This is a genomic window from Candidatus Pelagibacter sp. PS_43 (assembly GCF_059417795.1).
Map to the genome: position 1 here is coordinate 942,670 of NZ_CM182066.1, position 16,396 is coordinate 959,065.

A 16,396-nucleotide genomic window follows, 5' to 3' on the forward strand; every position below is an offset into this window, starting at 1 on the left:
AAAAAAGATCAAAATAACAAAGTTATTCTGATTACTTTAAGGAACCTTCCAATATATATTTCAATATACGAAAAGCTTGTTTTTGATCTGAAGCAACAGCAGCAGCAGAACCATCCACTTCTTTAAGAGCATGTTGATGATCATCGTTATGAATAACTATCATTGACTTATTAAGTGCTGTAGCATAACCCGCATCAAAGGCTGCATTCCATTGCTTAAATTTTTCACCAAACTTAACAATAATTACATCACAATCTTGAATAGATTTTTTGGTTCGAATGGAATTAATATTAGCGCCTTTTCTATCTTTCCAAAAATTTTTTTCTTCTGCTCCTAGAATTTCTACACCACAATTGTCAGAGGATTCATGATCAGTGATAGGAGATGTAAATTTAATATCTAATTTTTCTTTTTCACAAAGTTGAATGATTTCTTCTCGCCAATTACTATGAATTTCGCCTGCTAAATATACGTTTAACATTAGTTTAAGCTTTTACAAAAAGTAGATATTTTTTCTAATGCTTTTTTTAGATTTTCCATAGAAGTTGCATAAGATATTCTAAAGAAACCCTCTAAACCAAATGCAGAACCTTGAACAACTGCAACACCACTATTTTCTAATAAAGATTGAACAAAATCTGTATCTGTTTTAAGTTCTTTGCCATTTGTATCTTTTTTTCCAATTAACCCTTTGCAGCTTGGAAAAACATAAAATGCTCCATCTGGATTTAAACATTCAATCCCATCTATTTCATTTAAAGCTTTAACAACAAAGTTTCTTCTCTCTTGAAAAGATATTGCTCTCTCTTTTATAAAATTTTGTGTTCCATTTAACGCTTCAACTGCTGCAGCTTGACTAATTGAAGATGGATTAGTTGTTGATTGTGATTGTATTTTAGCAATTGCTTTAATGATATCTTTTGGTCCAGCTGCATATCCTATTCTCCAGCCAGTCATTGAGTAAGCTTTACTTACACCATTCATCGTTAGAACTCTTTCTTTCAAGCTATCAATTTGTGCAATAGTAAAAAATTTAAACCCTTCGTACGTTACATGCTCATAAATATCATCACTTAAAATATGGACGTGAGGATGTTTTGCTAAAACATCTGCAATTTCTTTAATATCACTTTCAGTATAACAAGCACCCGTTGGGTTTGATGGTGAATTTAATATGATCCACTTTGTTTTTGGAGTGATATGTTTTTCTAATTCAGCTGGATTAATTTTAAATCCTTGTTTTTCATTACACTCCAAAATAATTGGAGTTCCACCAGCTAATAAAACCATATCAGGATAAGAAACCCAATATGGCGCAGGAACTATAACCTCGTCCCCTTCATTTAGGGTTGCCATCATAGCATTATAAATTACATGTTTTCCGCCAGCACCAACTGTAATTTGATCAGTTGTATAATCTAGATTATTTTCTCTTTTAAATTTTTTAACAATAGCATCTTTTAAGGCAGCCGTTCCATCAACGGCTGTATATTTAGTATCACCATCATTAATGGCTTTTATAGCCGCTTGTTTGATGTTATCTGGTGTATCAAAGTCAGGTTCTCCAGCTCCAAGGCCTATAACATCTTTTCCAGCAGCTTTTAACTCTCTTGCCTTTTGAGTTACAGCAATAGTTGGTGAGGGTTTAATTTTTTTTAGACTGTTTGATATAATGCTCATTGAAATATATTTTTATTCTAATAGTTTTATAGATAATGCCAAATACATATCAAGATTTAATTACTGAAATCCAAAGTAAAAATCCAGAAATTCACCAGAAACTGGAAGGTGGACAAAAATTTAAACTTACAACAGAATTTAAACCTGCCGGTGATCAGCCACAAGCAATAAAACAATTGGTTAATGGAGCAAATAAAGATGAGTTAAACCAAGTCTTACTTGGTGTAACAGGTTCTGGAAAAACTTTTACAATGGCACAGGTTATTCAACAAACTAATAGACCAGCTCTTATACTGGCTCCAAACAAAACATTGGCAGCTCAACTTTATGGAGAGATGAAATCATTTTTTCCAGAAAATGCTGTTGAGTATTTTGTGTCTTATTATGATTACTATACTCCTGAAGCCTATGTTCCAAGATCTGATACCTATATTGAAAAAGAAGCATCCATTAATGAACAAATAGATCGAATGCGTCACTCAGCAACAAGATCACTTCTTGAAAGAGATGATGTGATTATTGTTTCCAGCGTTTCTTGTATTTATGGATTGGGCTCTGTTGAAGCTTATAGCAAGATGACTTTAAGTTTAAAAAGGGATTACGATTATAACAGAGAAGAATTAATAAAGACCCTGGTGCATTTACAATACAAAAGAAATGACCAAAATTTTTATAGAGGAACTTTTAGGGCAAGAGGAGAATATATTGAAATATTTCCATCTCACCTTGAGGATAGAGCTTGGAGACTTAGTTTGTTTGATGACAAATTGGAAAAAATTGAAGAATTTGATCCTTTAACAGGAAATTTATTGAAAGAATTAGATGTTATAAAAGTTTATGCCAATAGTCACTATATCACTCCAAAACCAACCATAGAACAAGCAGTCATAAAAATAAAAAGAGAATTAGAGTCAACTTTAAAAAAATTTAAAGAACAAAATAAACTTCTAGAGGCACAACGATTAGAAGAAAGAACTAAATTTGATTTGGAAATGATCGAAGCAACTGGTTCTTGTGCTGGAATTGAAAACTACTCAAGATTTTTATCGGGTAGAAAACCTGGAGAACCACCCCCTACTCTGTTTGAATATTTTCCAGATAATACATTAATTTTTGTTGATGAGTGCCATGTAACTGTTCCGCAATTAAATGGAATGTATAAGGGAGATAGATCTAGAAAAAGTAATCTTGCAGAATATGGTTTTAGGTTGCCATCTTGTATGGATAATAGGCCACTTAAGTTTGAAGAGTGGGATGCAATGAGAACACAAACTGTTTTCGTATCAGCAACACCTGGTCCATGGGAATTAGAGCAGACTAAAGGTAAGTTTGTTGAACAAATAATAAGGCCTACAGGCTTAATTGATCCACCAGTTGCAATCAAACCAGCTAAAAACCAAGTCGATGACGTAATGCATGAGTGTAAGAAAACAATCGATAAAAATTTTAGAGTATTGATTACAACTTTAACTAAAAAAATGGCTGAAGATTTAACTGAATATTTTCACGAAAATGGTATTAGGGTCAGATATCTACATTCTGATATCGATACACTTGAGAGAATAGAAATTATGAGAGATCTAAGACTAGGAGTTTTCGACGTCTTGGTTGGTATAAATCTTTTAAGAGAGGGGCTTGATATACCTGAGTGTGCATTAGTTGCAATTCTAGACGCTGATAAAGAGGGATTTCTAAGATCTGAAACTTCACTAATCCAAACTATAGGAAGAGCAGCAAGAAATTTAGATGGCAGAGTCATTCTTTATGCCGACAAGGAAACTAAAAGTATAAAAAAAGCAATTCAAGAAACTGATAGAAGAAGAACAATACAGGTCGCCTATAACAAAAAACATAATATTGATGCAGCCTCAATTAAAAAAGAAATAAATGATGTTTTGGAAAGTGTTTATGAAAAGGATTACCTAAAAGTTGGAACAGGTGACAATATTGGTGGTAACTTAAAGAAACATTTAAAACAATTAAATAAAAGAATGAAAGATGCTGCAACTAACCTTGAATTTGAAGAAGCTGCAAAAATTAGAGATGAAATAAGAAATCTTGAAGCGTCAGAATTAGAAATTGTGTTAAATCCAAAAGTAAAACACTATAATCAAGAAAATAGAGTGTATCCAAAAGGTAGATCTACAATGGGTCTACCTGGTACAAGAGCTCAAAAAGGTAAAAAAAAATGGAAGCAAACAAAATAATTATCACAGGAGCTGCAACAAGAATGGGTGCTGCTATTGCAAAGAAACTCTCAGGTCCAGGAGTTGAAATGGTTATTCATTACAATAGATCTAAATCTGAAGCTGAAAAATTACAAAAAGAATTATCAAAAAATAAAACAAAAGTTTATTTAGTAAAAGGTGATCTTGCAAAAGAGCAAGATTTAAAAAAAATTATAAAATTCTCAAAGTTAAAATTAAAATACTTTGATTGTTTGATTAATAATGCTTCATTATTTGAAAATGATAGTCTTAAAAATTTTTCTTCTAAAAGTTGGAACCAGCATATTGATGTAAATTTAAAGGCACCTGCGTATCTTACAAAAGAATTTTCAAAAAATGTTAAGGGTAAAAACAACAATATTATAAATATAATAGATCAAAGAGTTTTTAAGTTAACTCCTTTTTTCTTTTCTTACACTTTAAGTAAAACTGGGCTTTACACACTAACAAAAACTAGTGCTATGGAATTAGCTCCAAATATAAGAGTTAATGGAATTGCACCAGGGCCTACTATTAAAAATAAAAGACAAACTGACATGCATTTTAAGAAACAGTATTTAGCAACCCCTTTAAAACAGCAGGTAAATGTAAAAAATATATGTTCTGCTGTTGACTTTTTTATCAAAAACAGTTCAATTACTGGTCAAGTAATAGCAATAGATGGTGGGCAAAGTTTAAACTGGCAAACACCAGATGTAATTGGAAAAGAATGAAAAAGATATTTTTTATAACAATTTTTTTATTATCTCTAAATACTTTTGCTGAAGCAAGAGAATGTAAAAGCGGTCATATAAACGGTGATGCATTTATCTATAGTGATGGAAAAAAAGTTAAAGTAATAAAAGGCACTGATATTCCAAATCCTGCAAATAAGATTATAATAATCTTTAATAAAGGTGGCTGGAAAGTTAAACAAGGGAAGGACTCTGGAGAGTGCAAAAATCATATACCAAAACAATTAGGGCAAATATCTGGGACAAAAATAAAAGGTAAAGAACTAGTTTTGTTTATAAATGGTAGACTACACAAGGCAGGTGGTGCTGATGGGTATGCTTGTGGATGGAAATTTAAGGGTGCTTTTCATCAACCTTGGTATGATTGTATATTTAAAAACTGGGGTATCCCCAATAGGGTTAATGTTAATAAAGAAATTATTGACGAACTGGTTGCAAAAGGAACTCCCAGAAATCAAATATTTATGTCCGGTCTATCTTGTGGTGGAATTGATACGCTGAGACATAAAGGTTTGCATCCAGAAGACTTTAACGCAACCATTTCATTTATGCCTAATTGTTGGGATCGAAAACCAGACACACCATTACGTAAAATGCAAATTGATGAATTAAAAAGCTTTGAAAAAATTAATGCATTAGTGTTTACAAGTCCAGTTGATGGAGAACCTGATTGGCATAGTAACAGTGAATGGATGAAAAAAGATCTTAAAAATATACCTGGATTACAATGGGTGGATACACCTGGGCATACGGGCAAAGATATAACTATCAATGGGAAAAAATGTAACATCGCAGATAAAATGAAAGGTGGCTGGGAAGAAGCTTGGCCAGAAGGTAAGGAGAAATTAACAAGTGACAAAAAATTTATTAAAGTTGATAAGAAATTATACAAAGAGATGAAAAAAAAAGCTGCTGGACATTACTTAATTTCCTACTCTTGTTTTAATTATTACCACCCAAAAATAATTGAATATATAAATTCAAGAATTTAGATATGAAAAAAAATAATCTTAGAGTTGTAAAAATAGATAAAAATAAAAGCCTATTTAATTACGAAAAAAAAATTTTAATTAAAGATCTAATTTTAGATTTAAAACTTGGATATTATGATTTTGAAAAAGAAAAATCACAAAAAGTAAAATTTTGCCTTGAAATTGACTATGAGGACAGAAAACCAACAAATGACAAGGATATTAAGTCAATTGTAAATTATGGTCAGGTTGTAAAATTGATTAAAAAACTTGTTAAAAATAAACATTACAATTTTTTAGAAACATTGGCTGAAGATGTATTTGATGTATTATTTAAAGATAAAAGAATTGGAAAAATCATGCTTCAAATTGAAAAACTAGAAATTATAAAAGAATGCGCCTCTGTTGGTATCCAAATTACCAAAAAAAGAAGTCATGAAAAGCTCTGAATTAGGTAAAGACGTAATCAGAAAAGAGCTCCCATTAATTCCTAAAAGCCCTGGAGTTTATAGAATGTTAAATCATAAAGATGACATTTTATATGTAGGAAAAGCAAAAAATTTACCCAATAGATTAAAGAGCTATGTATCAGAAAAAAATCATATCATTAGAACAGAGAGAATGTTGTCACAAACATTTAAATTAGAAATCACTACTACAGCAAATGAAAGTGAGGCTCTACTTTTAGAGGCTAATTTAATCAAAAAATATAAGCCTAAATTCAATATTTTACTTAAAGATGACAAATCTTTTCCTTTTATTTTTATCAGCAATAAAGATAAGTGGGCTCAAGTTACAAAACATAGAGGAAAAAAAGACAAAGAAGGTTTTTACTTTGGGCCATTTGCTTCTGCGGGAACTGCTAATTGGACCATAAAAATGTTGCAAAAAATTTTCCAAATAAGAGTTTGTGATGATGGAACTTTCAAGAATAGGAAAAGACCTTGTATACTTTATCAAATAAAAAGATGTTCTGGTCCTTGTGTTGATTACATAAGTAGAGATGACTATAAAAAATCAGTAGATCAAGCAATTCAATTTGTGTCTGGTAAATCAAGAGACATACAGAAAAACCTGTCTAGGCAAATGGAGGAAGCTAGTGAGAAACTTGATTTTGAACGAGCTTCTATTTTTAGAGATAGAATAAAATCTTTAAATATAATTCAATCATCTCAAAGGATTAATGAAGCAAATCTGGTAGATGCAGATGTAATCGCAGCGTACAAAGAATCTGGTAAAACTTGTATTCAAGTATTTTTTTATAGATCAAAACAAAATTGGGGTAACCAAGCCTATTTTCCAAAACATGATTCGGATCAAGAAATTTCTGAAATAATGTCGTCTTTCTTAATGCAGTTCTATGAAAATAAAAGTGTTCCAAAATTAATAATCATTAATAGTGATATCAACGATAAAAAACTAATTGAAGAAACTTTAAGTAAAAAAGAAGGAAGTACTATTTCAATTAATATAGCAAAAAAAGGATCTAAAGCTAAAGTAATTGCCATGGCTGAAAAAAATGCCAAAGAGTCACTTAGTAGAAAAATTTATGAAACAAATAACAATAAAGATTTGTTTGATGGTGTTGTTAAAAAATTTGAACTTAAAAATAATCTAAACCTTGTTGAGGTTTATGATAACAGTCATATTTCAGGTGCAAATAGTGTTGGGGCAATGATTACTTTTGGAAATGAAGGGTTTGTGAAAAAAAGGTATAGAAAGTTCGATATTAAAACAAAAGGTTCTGAACAAGATGACTTTGCTATGTTGAAAGAGGTTCTTTCAAGGAGATTTAAAAGAGCAATGTTAGAAAAGGGGAACTATTTAACCCTACCAGATTTGATATTAATTGACGGTGGTAAAGGTCAATACTCAACTGCCAAAGAAGTGCTAGACGAGTTTGGTTTACATGACCTTCCAATGATTGCTATTGCTAAAGGTAAATTAAGAAATAGTGGTGATGAAACTTTTTTCTATAATGGAAAAACATTTAAATTTGATAAAAATGATCCTACCCTATTCTTTTTACAAAGGCTTCGTGATGAGGCTCATAGATTTGCTATTACTTCTCATCGGGCTAAAAGAGCAAAAGGCATTACAAAATCACTTTTAGACCAAATTGATGGTATTGGATCTATTAGAAAAAGAGCATTATTAAACCATTTTGGTTCAGCTCGAGCAGTTGAATCAGCTAGTTTTGATGAAATAAAATCAGTAGAAGGTGTTGAGGAAAAAGTGGCAAAAAAGATATATAACTTTTTTCACGAATAATTATGCTTAAAAAAATTCCAAACATTTTAACTATCGGCAGAATAATAATTGTTCCTTTTTTTGTTCTAGCATTTTACTTACCAGGTTTTTATGGTGACTTAACTGCTTTCGCTTTGTTTTTAATTGCTTCATTTACAGATTTTTTAGATGGAATGCTTGCAAGAATGTTGGGTGAAGAATCTAAATTGGGTGAATTGTTAGACCCTATTGCTGATAAAATTATTGTTGCCACAGCATTAATATTGCTTGTGATGAGTGGGACAATTAAACATTACGAAGTTATTGCTGCAATTATCATATTAACAAGAGAAATTCTAATTTCGGGTTTAAGAGAATTTTTAGCAAAAGGTAAAATCAGACTGCCTGTGTCTAATTTAGCAAAATTAAAAACTTTTTTACAGATGGTTGCTATAGCACTTTTATTAACTGGTGAAACTGGAAATAAAATTTTAAACTTCCAAGACTATAACGCACAAACTATTGGAATAATCTTGCTTTGGCTTTCTGCTTTTTTGACTTTATATACTGGTTATGAGTATTTAAGAAAAGGTATTGATCATGCAATGTCTGAAGATAATAAAAATTAATTTAATTGCTTCTTACTAAAGCTTGATAGCTTTCATTTAAATCAATTATAGTTTCACAGACTTTAAATTCATTGTCAGCTATACAAGATACAGGCGTAACCTCTGCTGCTGTTCCAGTTAAAAAACAACCAACAAAATCTTTGAGCTCCTCAGGTTTAATCTTTCTCTCATGGATCTTAATCCCTTTTGATTTTGCAATATCAATAACTGTTCTTCTTGTAATTCCATCTAAAAAGGAATCTGGGATTGGAGTATGCAATTCATTGTTCTTATCTTTAAAAAATATATTTGCCCCAGTAGCTTCTGCTACATTGCCTGCATGATCTAACATTAGAGAATCGGTGTATCCTTGTTGCTCAGCCTCATGCTTGGATAAAGTACAAATCATATACAATCCTGAGGCTTTAGTATCCCAAGGTATTGTATTTGGAGCGGGTCTTCTCCAGTTTGAAATATTTAACCTAATTCCATTTATTTTTAATTTAGGATCAAAATAAGAGCCCCATTCCCAAGTAGCTATTGCAACATGTATTTTTGTTTGTTGAGCAGAAATTGCCATCATCTCACTACCTCTCCAAATCATTGGTCTTACATACCCATTTTCAATTTTTTGTACTGAAATGATTTCATTAGATGCTTGGTTTATATCTTTTTCAGAGTATGGAATTGTAATTCCCATTCGTTTTGCTGAATAAAAAAGTCTTGAAGTGTGTTCCTCTAATTTAAAAATCTTACTATCATATACTCTTTCACCTTCAAAAACGCAGCTGGCATAATGAAGACCATGATTTAGTATATGAATTTTAGCATCAGCCCAATCAACAAGCTCATTATTATACCAAATTTTACCAGATCTTTTGTCGTAGGGTATCATGTGTGAAATTTTTTTTAATTATTTTTCAAAATTATCTTTGTATCTATAATATGTCAATATAACTTACCAATAATGAAAGAACTTTTATATTTAAAAGATGATCAACTTAAAGAGTTAATAGAGAAGTTGTTTACAAGCTATAGAGAAATCTTTGCAGACTCCAAAAAAACCTTGGATAAGTACTCAATTGGGATAGCACATCATAAGGTTTTACACATTCTTTCTATGTATCGAGGTATTACAATTTCAGAACTACTAAAAAAACTTAACATTACTAAACAAAGTTTAAATCGTGTTTTAAAAGATTTGATCAAACTAGAAGTTGTTTTTTTTGAAAAAGATCAGCAGGATACAAGGGTAAAACATATTTTTTTAAATGATAAAGGTGAAAAAATTTTTAATGACATATTCTCCACTCAAAAAAAGCGAATTTATAATGCTCTTCTAAACTCAAGTTCAGAGCAAGTTATTAATTTTGATAATGTACTAAAAAAAATAATTAATGAATGATTTTATAGCCCATATCTTAGTAGTTGATGATGATGATGGAATAAGATCATTAATAAAAAAATTTTTAAATGAAAATAATTTTTTAGTTACGACTGCTAATAGTGCTGAAAATGCTAAAGAAAAAATATTAATAGTAAAATTTGATTTGATCATTCTTGATGTGATGATGCCTGGAAAAAGTGGTTTAGATTTTATAATGGAAAATAAATCAAATATTGATACACCAATCATTCTTTTAACTGCCAAAGGAGAAACTGAGGATAGAGTTAGTGGATTAGAAATAGGTGCAGATGATTATTTGCCAAAACCTTTTGAGCCTAAAGAACTAGTATTAAGAATAAAGAATATACTAAATAAAACAAAAAAAAATGATTTAAAGAGAATTATAACTTTTGATAATATAAAAATAGATTTAAATAAATTGCTAATCATTAAAAATGATAGTGAATTTAAAATTAACAATACTGAAAAAATTATCTTAGAAAAAATGATTAATAACCCTGGAAAAACTTTTTCAAGAGAAAGTATTGGTAAACTAATTGATTTAGACAAAGAGAGATCAATTGATGTTATAATTACAAGACTAAGAAAGAAAATTGAACTTGATCCAAAAAATCCAAAATATTTGCAAACTTTAAGAGGTGCTGGCTATGTCTTATGGATTGAGTAGCTTTATTAAAAATTTATTACCTCGTAGACTATTTTACCGTGCATTACTAATTGTTGCAGTTCCAATAATAGTTTTGCAATTGGTTATCACCATTGTTTTCTTTGATAGTCTGTGGATTAAAACAAATAAAGGAATGACACGAGCACTTGTAGGTGAAATGAAAACTTTCATCGTAGCCTATGACAATGGTAAATATAATAATAATGATTTGTCAGGTCTTTTTTCAATTTACCTAGATCTTAACGTTGAGTTTAAAACAGATGATTCATTTGAATTACCGCAAAAACAAAGGTGGTTTAGTCCAATAGATCGAACATTAAGAAGAGAATTAAAATCAAATATTGGAACTAATAATTATTGGTTTGATACAACAACATATAAAGAGCTCATTCATATAAATATTAAACATAATGATGGTTATTTTGAATTTTTTATTCCAAAGGACAGGGTAACCAGCACATCCGCCAGATTGTTTGGATTATGGATAACCCTTCCAGCATTGCTGATGATAACTATAGCTATAATATTTCTAAAAAATCAAACTCGCCCTATTGTAAATCTTGCAAAAGCTGCTGAGAAATTTGGAAGAGGTGAAAAAGTTGATGAGTATAGACCTTCTGGTGCAATGGAAATCAGACAAGCAGGTCTAGAGTTTGACAAAATGCGAAAAAGAATTATGAGACACCTTAATCAAAGATCGGAAATGTTATCTGGAATAAGTCATGATTTGAGAACACCATTAACAAGATTAAAATTACAACTCTCCTTTATTGAAGATAAAGATCTATCAAAAAAAATGTCTGCAGATATTGATGAGATGGAAAAAATGTTAAACGAATATTTACAATTTACAAGTTCAACTTTTGTAGAAAAAGATGAGACTTTTGATATTTCAGAATTAATAGAAGATATAATTAAAAAATATAATAATAAAGACATATCAAATAAAATAGTAGCAAGAATCTACATGAGTGGTCGAAAGAATTTAATTAAGAGATCTATTAATAATCTTATTGATAATTCAATTAAATATGCCAAAAAAATTGAAATACAATTAAATAAAAAAAATAATAATATTACAATTACTTTAGATGATGATGGGATTGGTATTCCTAAAAATGAATATCAAAATGTATTTAAACCCTTCTACAAAATAGACAAGGGAAGAGCTGATTCTAAATCAAGCGTAGGTCTTGGGTTAGCTATAACATCAGATATCATTAAGTCTCATGGTGGAAATATTATACTAGAAAAATCTCACTTGAATGGCTTGAGAGTTAAGGTTTTTTTACCTTTGTAGCTTTCTTTTTTAAATTATTTTTTTCTAGTTTTTCTAATTTTTTTTCAAGATTTTCTACTCTTTTAATTAAAATATCAGTTTCCTCTTTACTAACTAGCTTCATTTTAAAAACTATTTCATCTCTCTTTGATTTTAAAACATTTATAATTTCAGAACTTAAATCTTTATAAGAAATAAGACCTTGCTCAAATAGCTTAGATAATTTATCAATTACAAATTTAGATTTTGTCATATATTCATTTATAAAATTAATATACTTTATAAGTAGTTTTTAAAAAATGTTTATTAATAATTTTGACCCAGTTGCCTTTGAAGTTTTTTCACTAGAAATTAGGTGGTATTCTTTGGCCTATATTTTTGGAATAGTGCTTGGTTGGATTTATTGTAAAAAAAAATTAATTAAAGATCCCATTGTACTTGATCTATTTGATGACTTTATTACCTATTTAATCATTGGTATAATTTTAGGTGGAAGAATTGGTTATGCCCTATTCTACAACTTCTCATATTATATAAACAATCCATTAGAAATTCTAATGGTATGGAATGGTGGGATGTCATTTCATGGTGGTTTAATTGGAGTTATTCTATCCTGTGTAATATTTGGAAAAAAACATAAAATTAATTCATTTATCTTTTTAGATTTAGTTGCGCTATCAGCTCCTATTGGTATTTTTTTTGGTAGAGTTGCAAACTTTATAAATTCTGAACTTTATGGAAGAGCTACAGATTTGCCTTGGGGTGTTCAATTTGTATTAATAGATAATATCAAAAGACATCCTTCTCAAATTTATGAAGCTTTTTTTGAAGGTATTATTCTTTTCTTTATACTAAATTATCTTTTTAGACGAAAATATATTGCAACGCCTGGAAAACTTTCTGCTTTATTCTTAATTTTTTATTCTTTGTTTAGATATTCTTTAGAGTTTTTCAGAGTGCCAGACCCACAAATTGGATTTCTATTTTTGAACTCAACTTTAGGTCAAATCATAAGCCTTCTGTTTTTTGTAATTGGAGTGCTTCTATTTTATTTAAAAAAAAATGAAAATTAAAAATGGTGATAAGATTACTCTAGATGAATATATAGAGGAGTCTCTCTATAATAAAAAATTTGGATATTATGTTAAAAAAGTTCCATTTGGAAAAAGTGGTGACTTTATTACTGCACCCAATATATCTGTATTATTTTCTGAAATGCTGGCAATTTGGGTAATTTCGTTTTGGGAAAATCTAGGTTGTCCAAAAAAATTTAATTTAATAGAGCTAGGTGCTGGTAACGGTGAAATGATGAGGGTATTAAATAAAACATTTTCAAAATTTCCAAAATTTTTTAGTGCTTGTAAAATTAATATATTGGAAAGAAGTAAATTACTTAGAAAAATTCAAAAAAATATTATCAATAATAATAAAATTAGATGGCTAAATAATTTAGATCAATTGAATAATCTGCCTTGTATTTTTCTAGCAAATGAATTTTTTGATGCATTGCCAATTAAGCAATTTATTAAAAAAGAGAAAAAATGGCACGAAAGATATGTAAAATTTATAGATAATACACACAAAGAATATTTGGATATACCACTTGATATAGAGAAGTTTGAAAAAAAAATTAAATTTAAGATTTCAGATAAACAAACTTTTATTGAATATTCACCTCAAGCTGATGATTATTTAAAAAATATAACCAATAAAATTAAAAAAAATAATGGTGGGGTATTAATAATTGACTATGCTTATGTTGATAAAAAAATAAAAAATACACTTCAAGCAGTATCAAAACATAAGTACTGTGGTGTTCTCGATGAATTTGGAAATTCAGATATTACTTATAACCCAAACTTTGATTTGATCATTAAAATGCTGAAAAGATTTGGCACTTTTAATTCTTTAATGACCACACAAAAACATTTTCTAACAAAGCTTGGAATAATGGAGCGAGCTGAAATTATCTCTAAGAATATGCAATTTAGTGAAAAGGCTGATATTTATTTTAGAATTCAAAGATTAATTGATGAAAAACAAATGGGAAAATTATTTAAAGTATTGTTTATAACAAATCATAAAAATAAATTCAAACTAGGGTTTGGTAATGATTAAATCAAAAAAGCTTAGTAAGTTACAAAATTTAAATCATGCTTTTTTCAATAGAGCTGGGGGCAAATCTACTGGTATTTTTAAAAGTTTAAATTGTGGTCCTGGATCGAATGACAATAAACGAAATATCTTAAAAAATCTTAATATTGTTAAAAAAAAAATTAATACTACTGCCAAAAAAATTGTTTTACTAAAACAGGTGCATAGTAATAAATTTCATTTTATAAGTAAAAATACACAAGTTCCAAAAAAAAAACTTGAAGGTGACGCTTTAATTACAAATAGAACAAATCTTCCAATTGCAGTTCTAACTGCAGATTGTGCGCCTATTCTTATACATGATAAAAAAACAAAAATGATAGCCGCAATACATGCTGGCTGGAAAGGTGCTTACAAGGGTGTCATTCAAAGTGTTATTAATTTTATGATTAAAAAAGGTTGCTCTTCTAACAACATAACTGCTGTTATAGGGCCCTGCATATCTGTAAATAATTACGAGGTTAAAGAAGATTTTATCAAGAAATTTATAAAAAAAGATAAAAAGAATGTCCTTTTTTTTAAAAAAACAAAAGATAAAAACTACTTTAGTTTAGGTAAATATATTCATCATCAACTAAAAGCTCTAGATATTAAGAATATTGATGTTATCAAAAAAGATACATTTGTCTTAAAAAACAATTTTTTTAGTGCAAGACGATCTATCAGGCTTAATGAGAATGATTATGGTAGAAATATTTCAGTAATTATGATTAATTAAGTTTATCTCATGAAATTATTAACTGGAAATAGCAATAAACCTCTCAGTAAGAATATTTCAAAATATTTAAAAACAAAACTTGTTAACTCAAGTATCAAAAAATTTTCTGACGGTGAAATTTATGTGGAAATAAATGAAAATATTAGAGGTAATAGCATCTTTATCCTTCAGTCTATTTCATCACCAGCGAATGATAATTTAATGGAATTATTACTTTGTATTGATGCATTAAAAAGATCTTCAGCAAAAAATATTACTGCTGTTATTCCATATTTTGGATATGCTCGACAAGATCGTAAAGTTGTCCCTAGAACTTCTATTTCAGCAAAACTAGTTTCAAATTTAATTACTAAAGCTGGTGCTGATAGAGTAGTGACAGTAGACCTTCATGCTGGCCAAATACAGGGCTTCTTTGATATTCCTGTAGACAATTTATTTGCTACACCCATTTTTGCAAGACATGCCAAAAAAAATATTAAAAGTAAAAATATTATTTGTGTTGCTCCAGATGTTGGAGGAACCGAAAGAGCAAGAGCTCTTGGTAAAATGTTGGATGCTGATCTTGCTATTGTAGATAAAAGAAGACCTAAACCAGGACAGTCAAAGGTTATGAATGTCATTGGAAATGTTAAAGATAAAACGTGTATCATAGTTGACGATATAATTGACTCGGGTGGAACTATTGTAAATGCAGCTAAAGCTCTTAAAGATCGAGGTGCAAAAGAAGTTTTTGTTTATATTACTCACGGCGTTCTTAGTGGAGAAGCTGTAGAAAAAATTAAAAAATCAGTTATTAAAAAATTAGTAATAACTGACACAATTGATAATGGGAATAAAATTAAAAATGTTAAAAATATAGAAGTTTTGCCTATTTCAACCCTTATGGGAGAAGCAATTAAAAGAATTTCCAATTCGACCTCTGTTTCAGATTTATTTAAATAATTATCTTGAGTTATTAACAAACTTGGGCTAGAAACCTCTTTTTTATGAATTCACTTGATGCAAATACTAGAGACTCAAAATCTAAAGGGGATGTTAGATCTCTTAGGTTGGCTGGTAACATTCCAGGTATAGTCTATGGTGGTCCTGAGCAAAACCAAAAAATTACTGTATTAAAAAAGACAGTAAAATCTTTACTTGATAAAGGAAGTTTTTTATCAAACATAATAACTCTTAATTTAGATGGTAAACCTCAAAACGTTTTACCAAGAGAAATTAGTTATAATGTATTATCTGATGAGCCAACTCATATTGATTTTTTAAGAATTGTACCTGGTGTAAAAATTAGAATTGAGGTGCCTGTTGAATTTATTAACCATGAAACATCTCCAGGTTTAAAAAGAGGTGGAGTATTAAACATAGTTAGAAGAAAAATTGAATTAAAGTGTCCAAGTGAAAAAATTCCATCTGTAATTACATTGGATTTGGACGGAGTAGATATTGGAGAAAGCTTTAAAATCTCTGCAGTTAAACTAGAAGAGGGTGTAACACCAACAATTACAGGTAGAGATTTTGTGATTGCAACTTTAGCGGCTCCTACAGTAATGAAAGAACCTGAGAAACCAGCTGAAGAGGCTGCGGCAGAAGAAGGTGCAGCAGAAGAAGGTAAAGAAGCAGCTCCAGCAGCAGCTGATGGTGATAAAAAAGATGGCGATGACAAAAAAGCCTCTGAAGAGAAAAAATAATTAACTAATCATAGTGAAGTTTCCTAGATACGATT

The 16,396-nt window shown here is 29.6% G+C and carries 18 protein-coding genes; 14 read left to right on the forward strand and 4 right to left on the reverse strand.

Annotated features, from left to right (window positions below; translation table 11 throughout):
- Window positions 1–31: 31 nt before the first annotated feature.
- Both AC5SLL_RS05140 and AC5SLL_RS05145 read right to left on the reverse strand, forming a co-directional pair.
- A complete protein-coding gene (locus AC5SLL_RS05140) occupies window positions 32–481 on the reverse strand; it encodes a YtoQ family protein (protein WP_494586345.1) in 450 nt (149 codons plus the stop codon).
- Complete coding sequence (locus tag AC5SLL_RS05145; RefSeq protein WP_494586346.1) at window positions 481–1,680, reverse strand: pyridoxal phosphate-dependent aminotransferase; 1,200 nt, start codon at window positions 1,678–1,680, stop codon at window positions 481–483. The genes AC5SLL_RS05140 and AC5SLL_RS05145 overlap by 1 nt, the downstream gene beginning before the upstream one ends.
- Window positions 1,681–1,715: 35 nt before the next feature.
- Between AC5SLL_RS05145 and uvrB the strand changes: the two genes are divergently transcribed.
- From uvrB to pgsA, 6 genes are read left to right on the forward strand one after another with little or no spacing between them, the layout of a single operon-like run.
- Window positions 1,716–3,887: an excinuclease ABC subunit UvrB gene (uvrB, locus tag AC5SLL_RS05150; RefSeq protein WP_494586347.1), complete on the forward strand. Its 2,172-nt coding sequence runs from the start codon at window positions 1,716–1,718 to the stop codon at window positions 3,885–3,887.
- Window positions 3,869–4,621 (forward strand): SDR family oxidoreductase, encoded by a 753-nt coding sequence (locus tag AC5SLL_RS05155; RefSeq protein ID WP_494586348.1) that lies wholly within the window; start codon window positions 3,869–3,871, stop codon window positions 4,619–4,621. The genes uvrB and AC5SLL_RS05155 overlap by 19 nt, the downstream gene beginning before the upstream one ends.
- The gene (locus AC5SLL_RS05160) at window positions 4,618–5,634 is read left to right on the forward strand and encodes a hypothetical protein (protein ID WP_494586349.1); all 1,017 of its coding nucleotides are present in this window, start codon (window positions 4,618–4,620) and stop codon (window positions 5,632–5,634) included. Before AC5SLL_RS05155 ends, AC5SLL_RS05160 begins: the two co-directional genes overlap by 4 nt.
- Window positions 5,635–5,636: 2 nt before the next feature.
- A complete protein-coding gene (locus AC5SLL_RS05165) occupies window positions 5,637–6,062 on the forward strand; it encodes a dihydroneopterin aldolase (RefSeq protein ID WP_494586350.1) in 426 nt (141 codons plus the stop codon).
- Entirely contained in the window at window positions 6,049–7,884 is a 1,836-nt protein-coding gene (gene uvrC / locus AC5SLL_RS05170; RefSeq protein WP_494586351.1) for an excinuclease ABC subunit UvrC, read from the forward strand. The genes AC5SLL_RS05165 and uvrC overlap by 14 nt, the downstream gene beginning before the upstream one ends.
- Before the next feature lie 2 nt (window positions 7,885–7,886).
- Window positions 7,887–8,471, forward strand: coding sequence for a CDP-diacylglycerol--glycerol-3-phosphate 3-phosphatidyltransferase (gene pgsA, locus AC5SLL_RS05175; protein WP_494586352.1), 585 nt, complete (start codon window positions 7,887–7,889; stop codon window positions 8,469–8,471).
- A 1-nt stretch (window position 8,472) separates the two neighbouring features.
- Here pgsA and AC5SLL_RS05180 read toward each other — a convergent pair whose 3' ends face one another.
- A complete protein-coding gene (locus AC5SLL_RS05180) occupies window positions 8,473–9,345 on the reverse strand; it encodes a branched-chain amino acid aminotransferase (protein ID WP_494579408.1) in 873 nt (290 codons plus the stop codon).
- A gap of 72 nt (window positions 9,346–9,417) precedes the next feature.
- Here AC5SLL_RS05180 and AC5SLL_RS05185 point away from each other — a divergent pair, with 72 nt between their 5' ends.
- The 3 genes from AC5SLL_RS05185 to AC5SLL_RS05195 are packed head-to-tail and all read left to right on the forward strand — an operon-like array spanning window position 9,418 to window position 11,825.
- Complete coding sequence (locus AC5SLL_RS05185) at window positions 9,418–9,855, forward strand: MarR family winged helix-turn-helix transcriptional regulator (protein ID WP_494572892.1); 438 nt, start codon at window positions 9,418–9,420, stop codon at window positions 9,853–9,855.
- Window positions 9,848–10,525, forward strand: a complete 678-nt coding sequence (locus tag AC5SLL_RS05190) for a response regulator (RefSeq protein ID WP_494572893.1) — start codon at window positions 9,848–9,850, stop codon at window positions 10,523–10,525. Before AC5SLL_RS05185 ends, AC5SLL_RS05190 begins: the two co-directional genes overlap by 8 nt.
- A complete protein-coding gene (locus AC5SLL_RS05195; RefSeq protein ID WP_494586353.1) occupies window positions 10,506–11,825 on the forward strand; it encodes an ATP-binding protein in 1,320 nt (439 codons plus the stop codon). Before AC5SLL_RS05190 ends, AC5SLL_RS05195 begins: the two co-directional genes overlap by 20 nt.
- Here the strand turns inward: AC5SLL_RS05195 and AC5SLL_RS05200 are convergent.
- Window positions 11,803–12,057, reverse strand: a complete 255-nt coding sequence (locus tag AC5SLL_RS05200; protein WP_494586354.1) for a hypothetical protein — start codon at window positions 12,055–12,057, stop codon at window positions 11,803–11,805. The two genes, AC5SLL_RS05195 and AC5SLL_RS05200, sit on opposite strands and share 23 nt — an antisense overlap.
- Before the next feature lie 46 nt (window positions 12,058–12,103).
- On the opposite strand from AC5SLL_RS05200, the gene lgt reads away from it, so the two are divergent.
- Genes lgt through AC5SLL_RS05225 form a run of 5 tightly spaced genes read left to right on the forward strand, consistent with a single transcriptional unit; the run spans window position 12,104 to window position 16,361 of the window.
- Window positions 12,104–12,877: a prolipoprotein diacylglyceryl transferase gene (gene lgt / locus AC5SLL_RS05205; protein ID WP_494586355.1), complete on the forward strand. Its 774-nt coding sequence runs from the start codon at window positions 12,104–12,106 to the stop codon at window positions 12,875–12,877.
- Window positions 12,867–13,922 (forward strand): SAM-dependent methyltransferase, encoded by a 1,056-nt coding sequence (locus AC5SLL_RS05210; protein ID WP_494586356.1) that lies wholly within the window; start codon window positions 12,867–12,869, stop codon window positions 13,920–13,922. Before lgt ends, AC5SLL_RS05210 begins: the two co-directional genes overlap by 11 nt.
- Complete coding sequence (gene pgeF, locus AC5SLL_RS05215; protein ID WP_494586357.1) at window positions 13,915–14,676, forward strand: peptidoglycan editing factor PgeF; 762 nt, start codon at window positions 13,915–13,917, stop codon at window positions 14,674–14,676. Before AC5SLL_RS05210 ends, pgeF begins: the two co-directional genes overlap by 8 nt.
- A gap of 9 nt (window positions 14,677–14,685) precedes the next feature.
- Window positions 14,686–15,618, forward strand: coding sequence for a ribose-phosphate pyrophosphokinase (locus AC5SLL_RS05220; RefSeq protein WP_494572899.1), 933 nt, complete (start codon window positions 14,686–14,688; stop codon window positions 15,616–15,618).
- Window positions 15,619–15,662: 44 nt separating this feature from the next.
- Window positions 15,663–16,361: a 50S ribosomal protein L25/general stress protein Ctc gene (locus AC5SLL_RS05225; protein ID WP_494572900.1), complete on the forward strand. Its 699-nt coding sequence runs from the start codon at window positions 15,663–15,665 to the stop codon at window positions 16,359–16,361.
- Window positions 16,362–16,396: the final 35 nt, after the last annotated feature.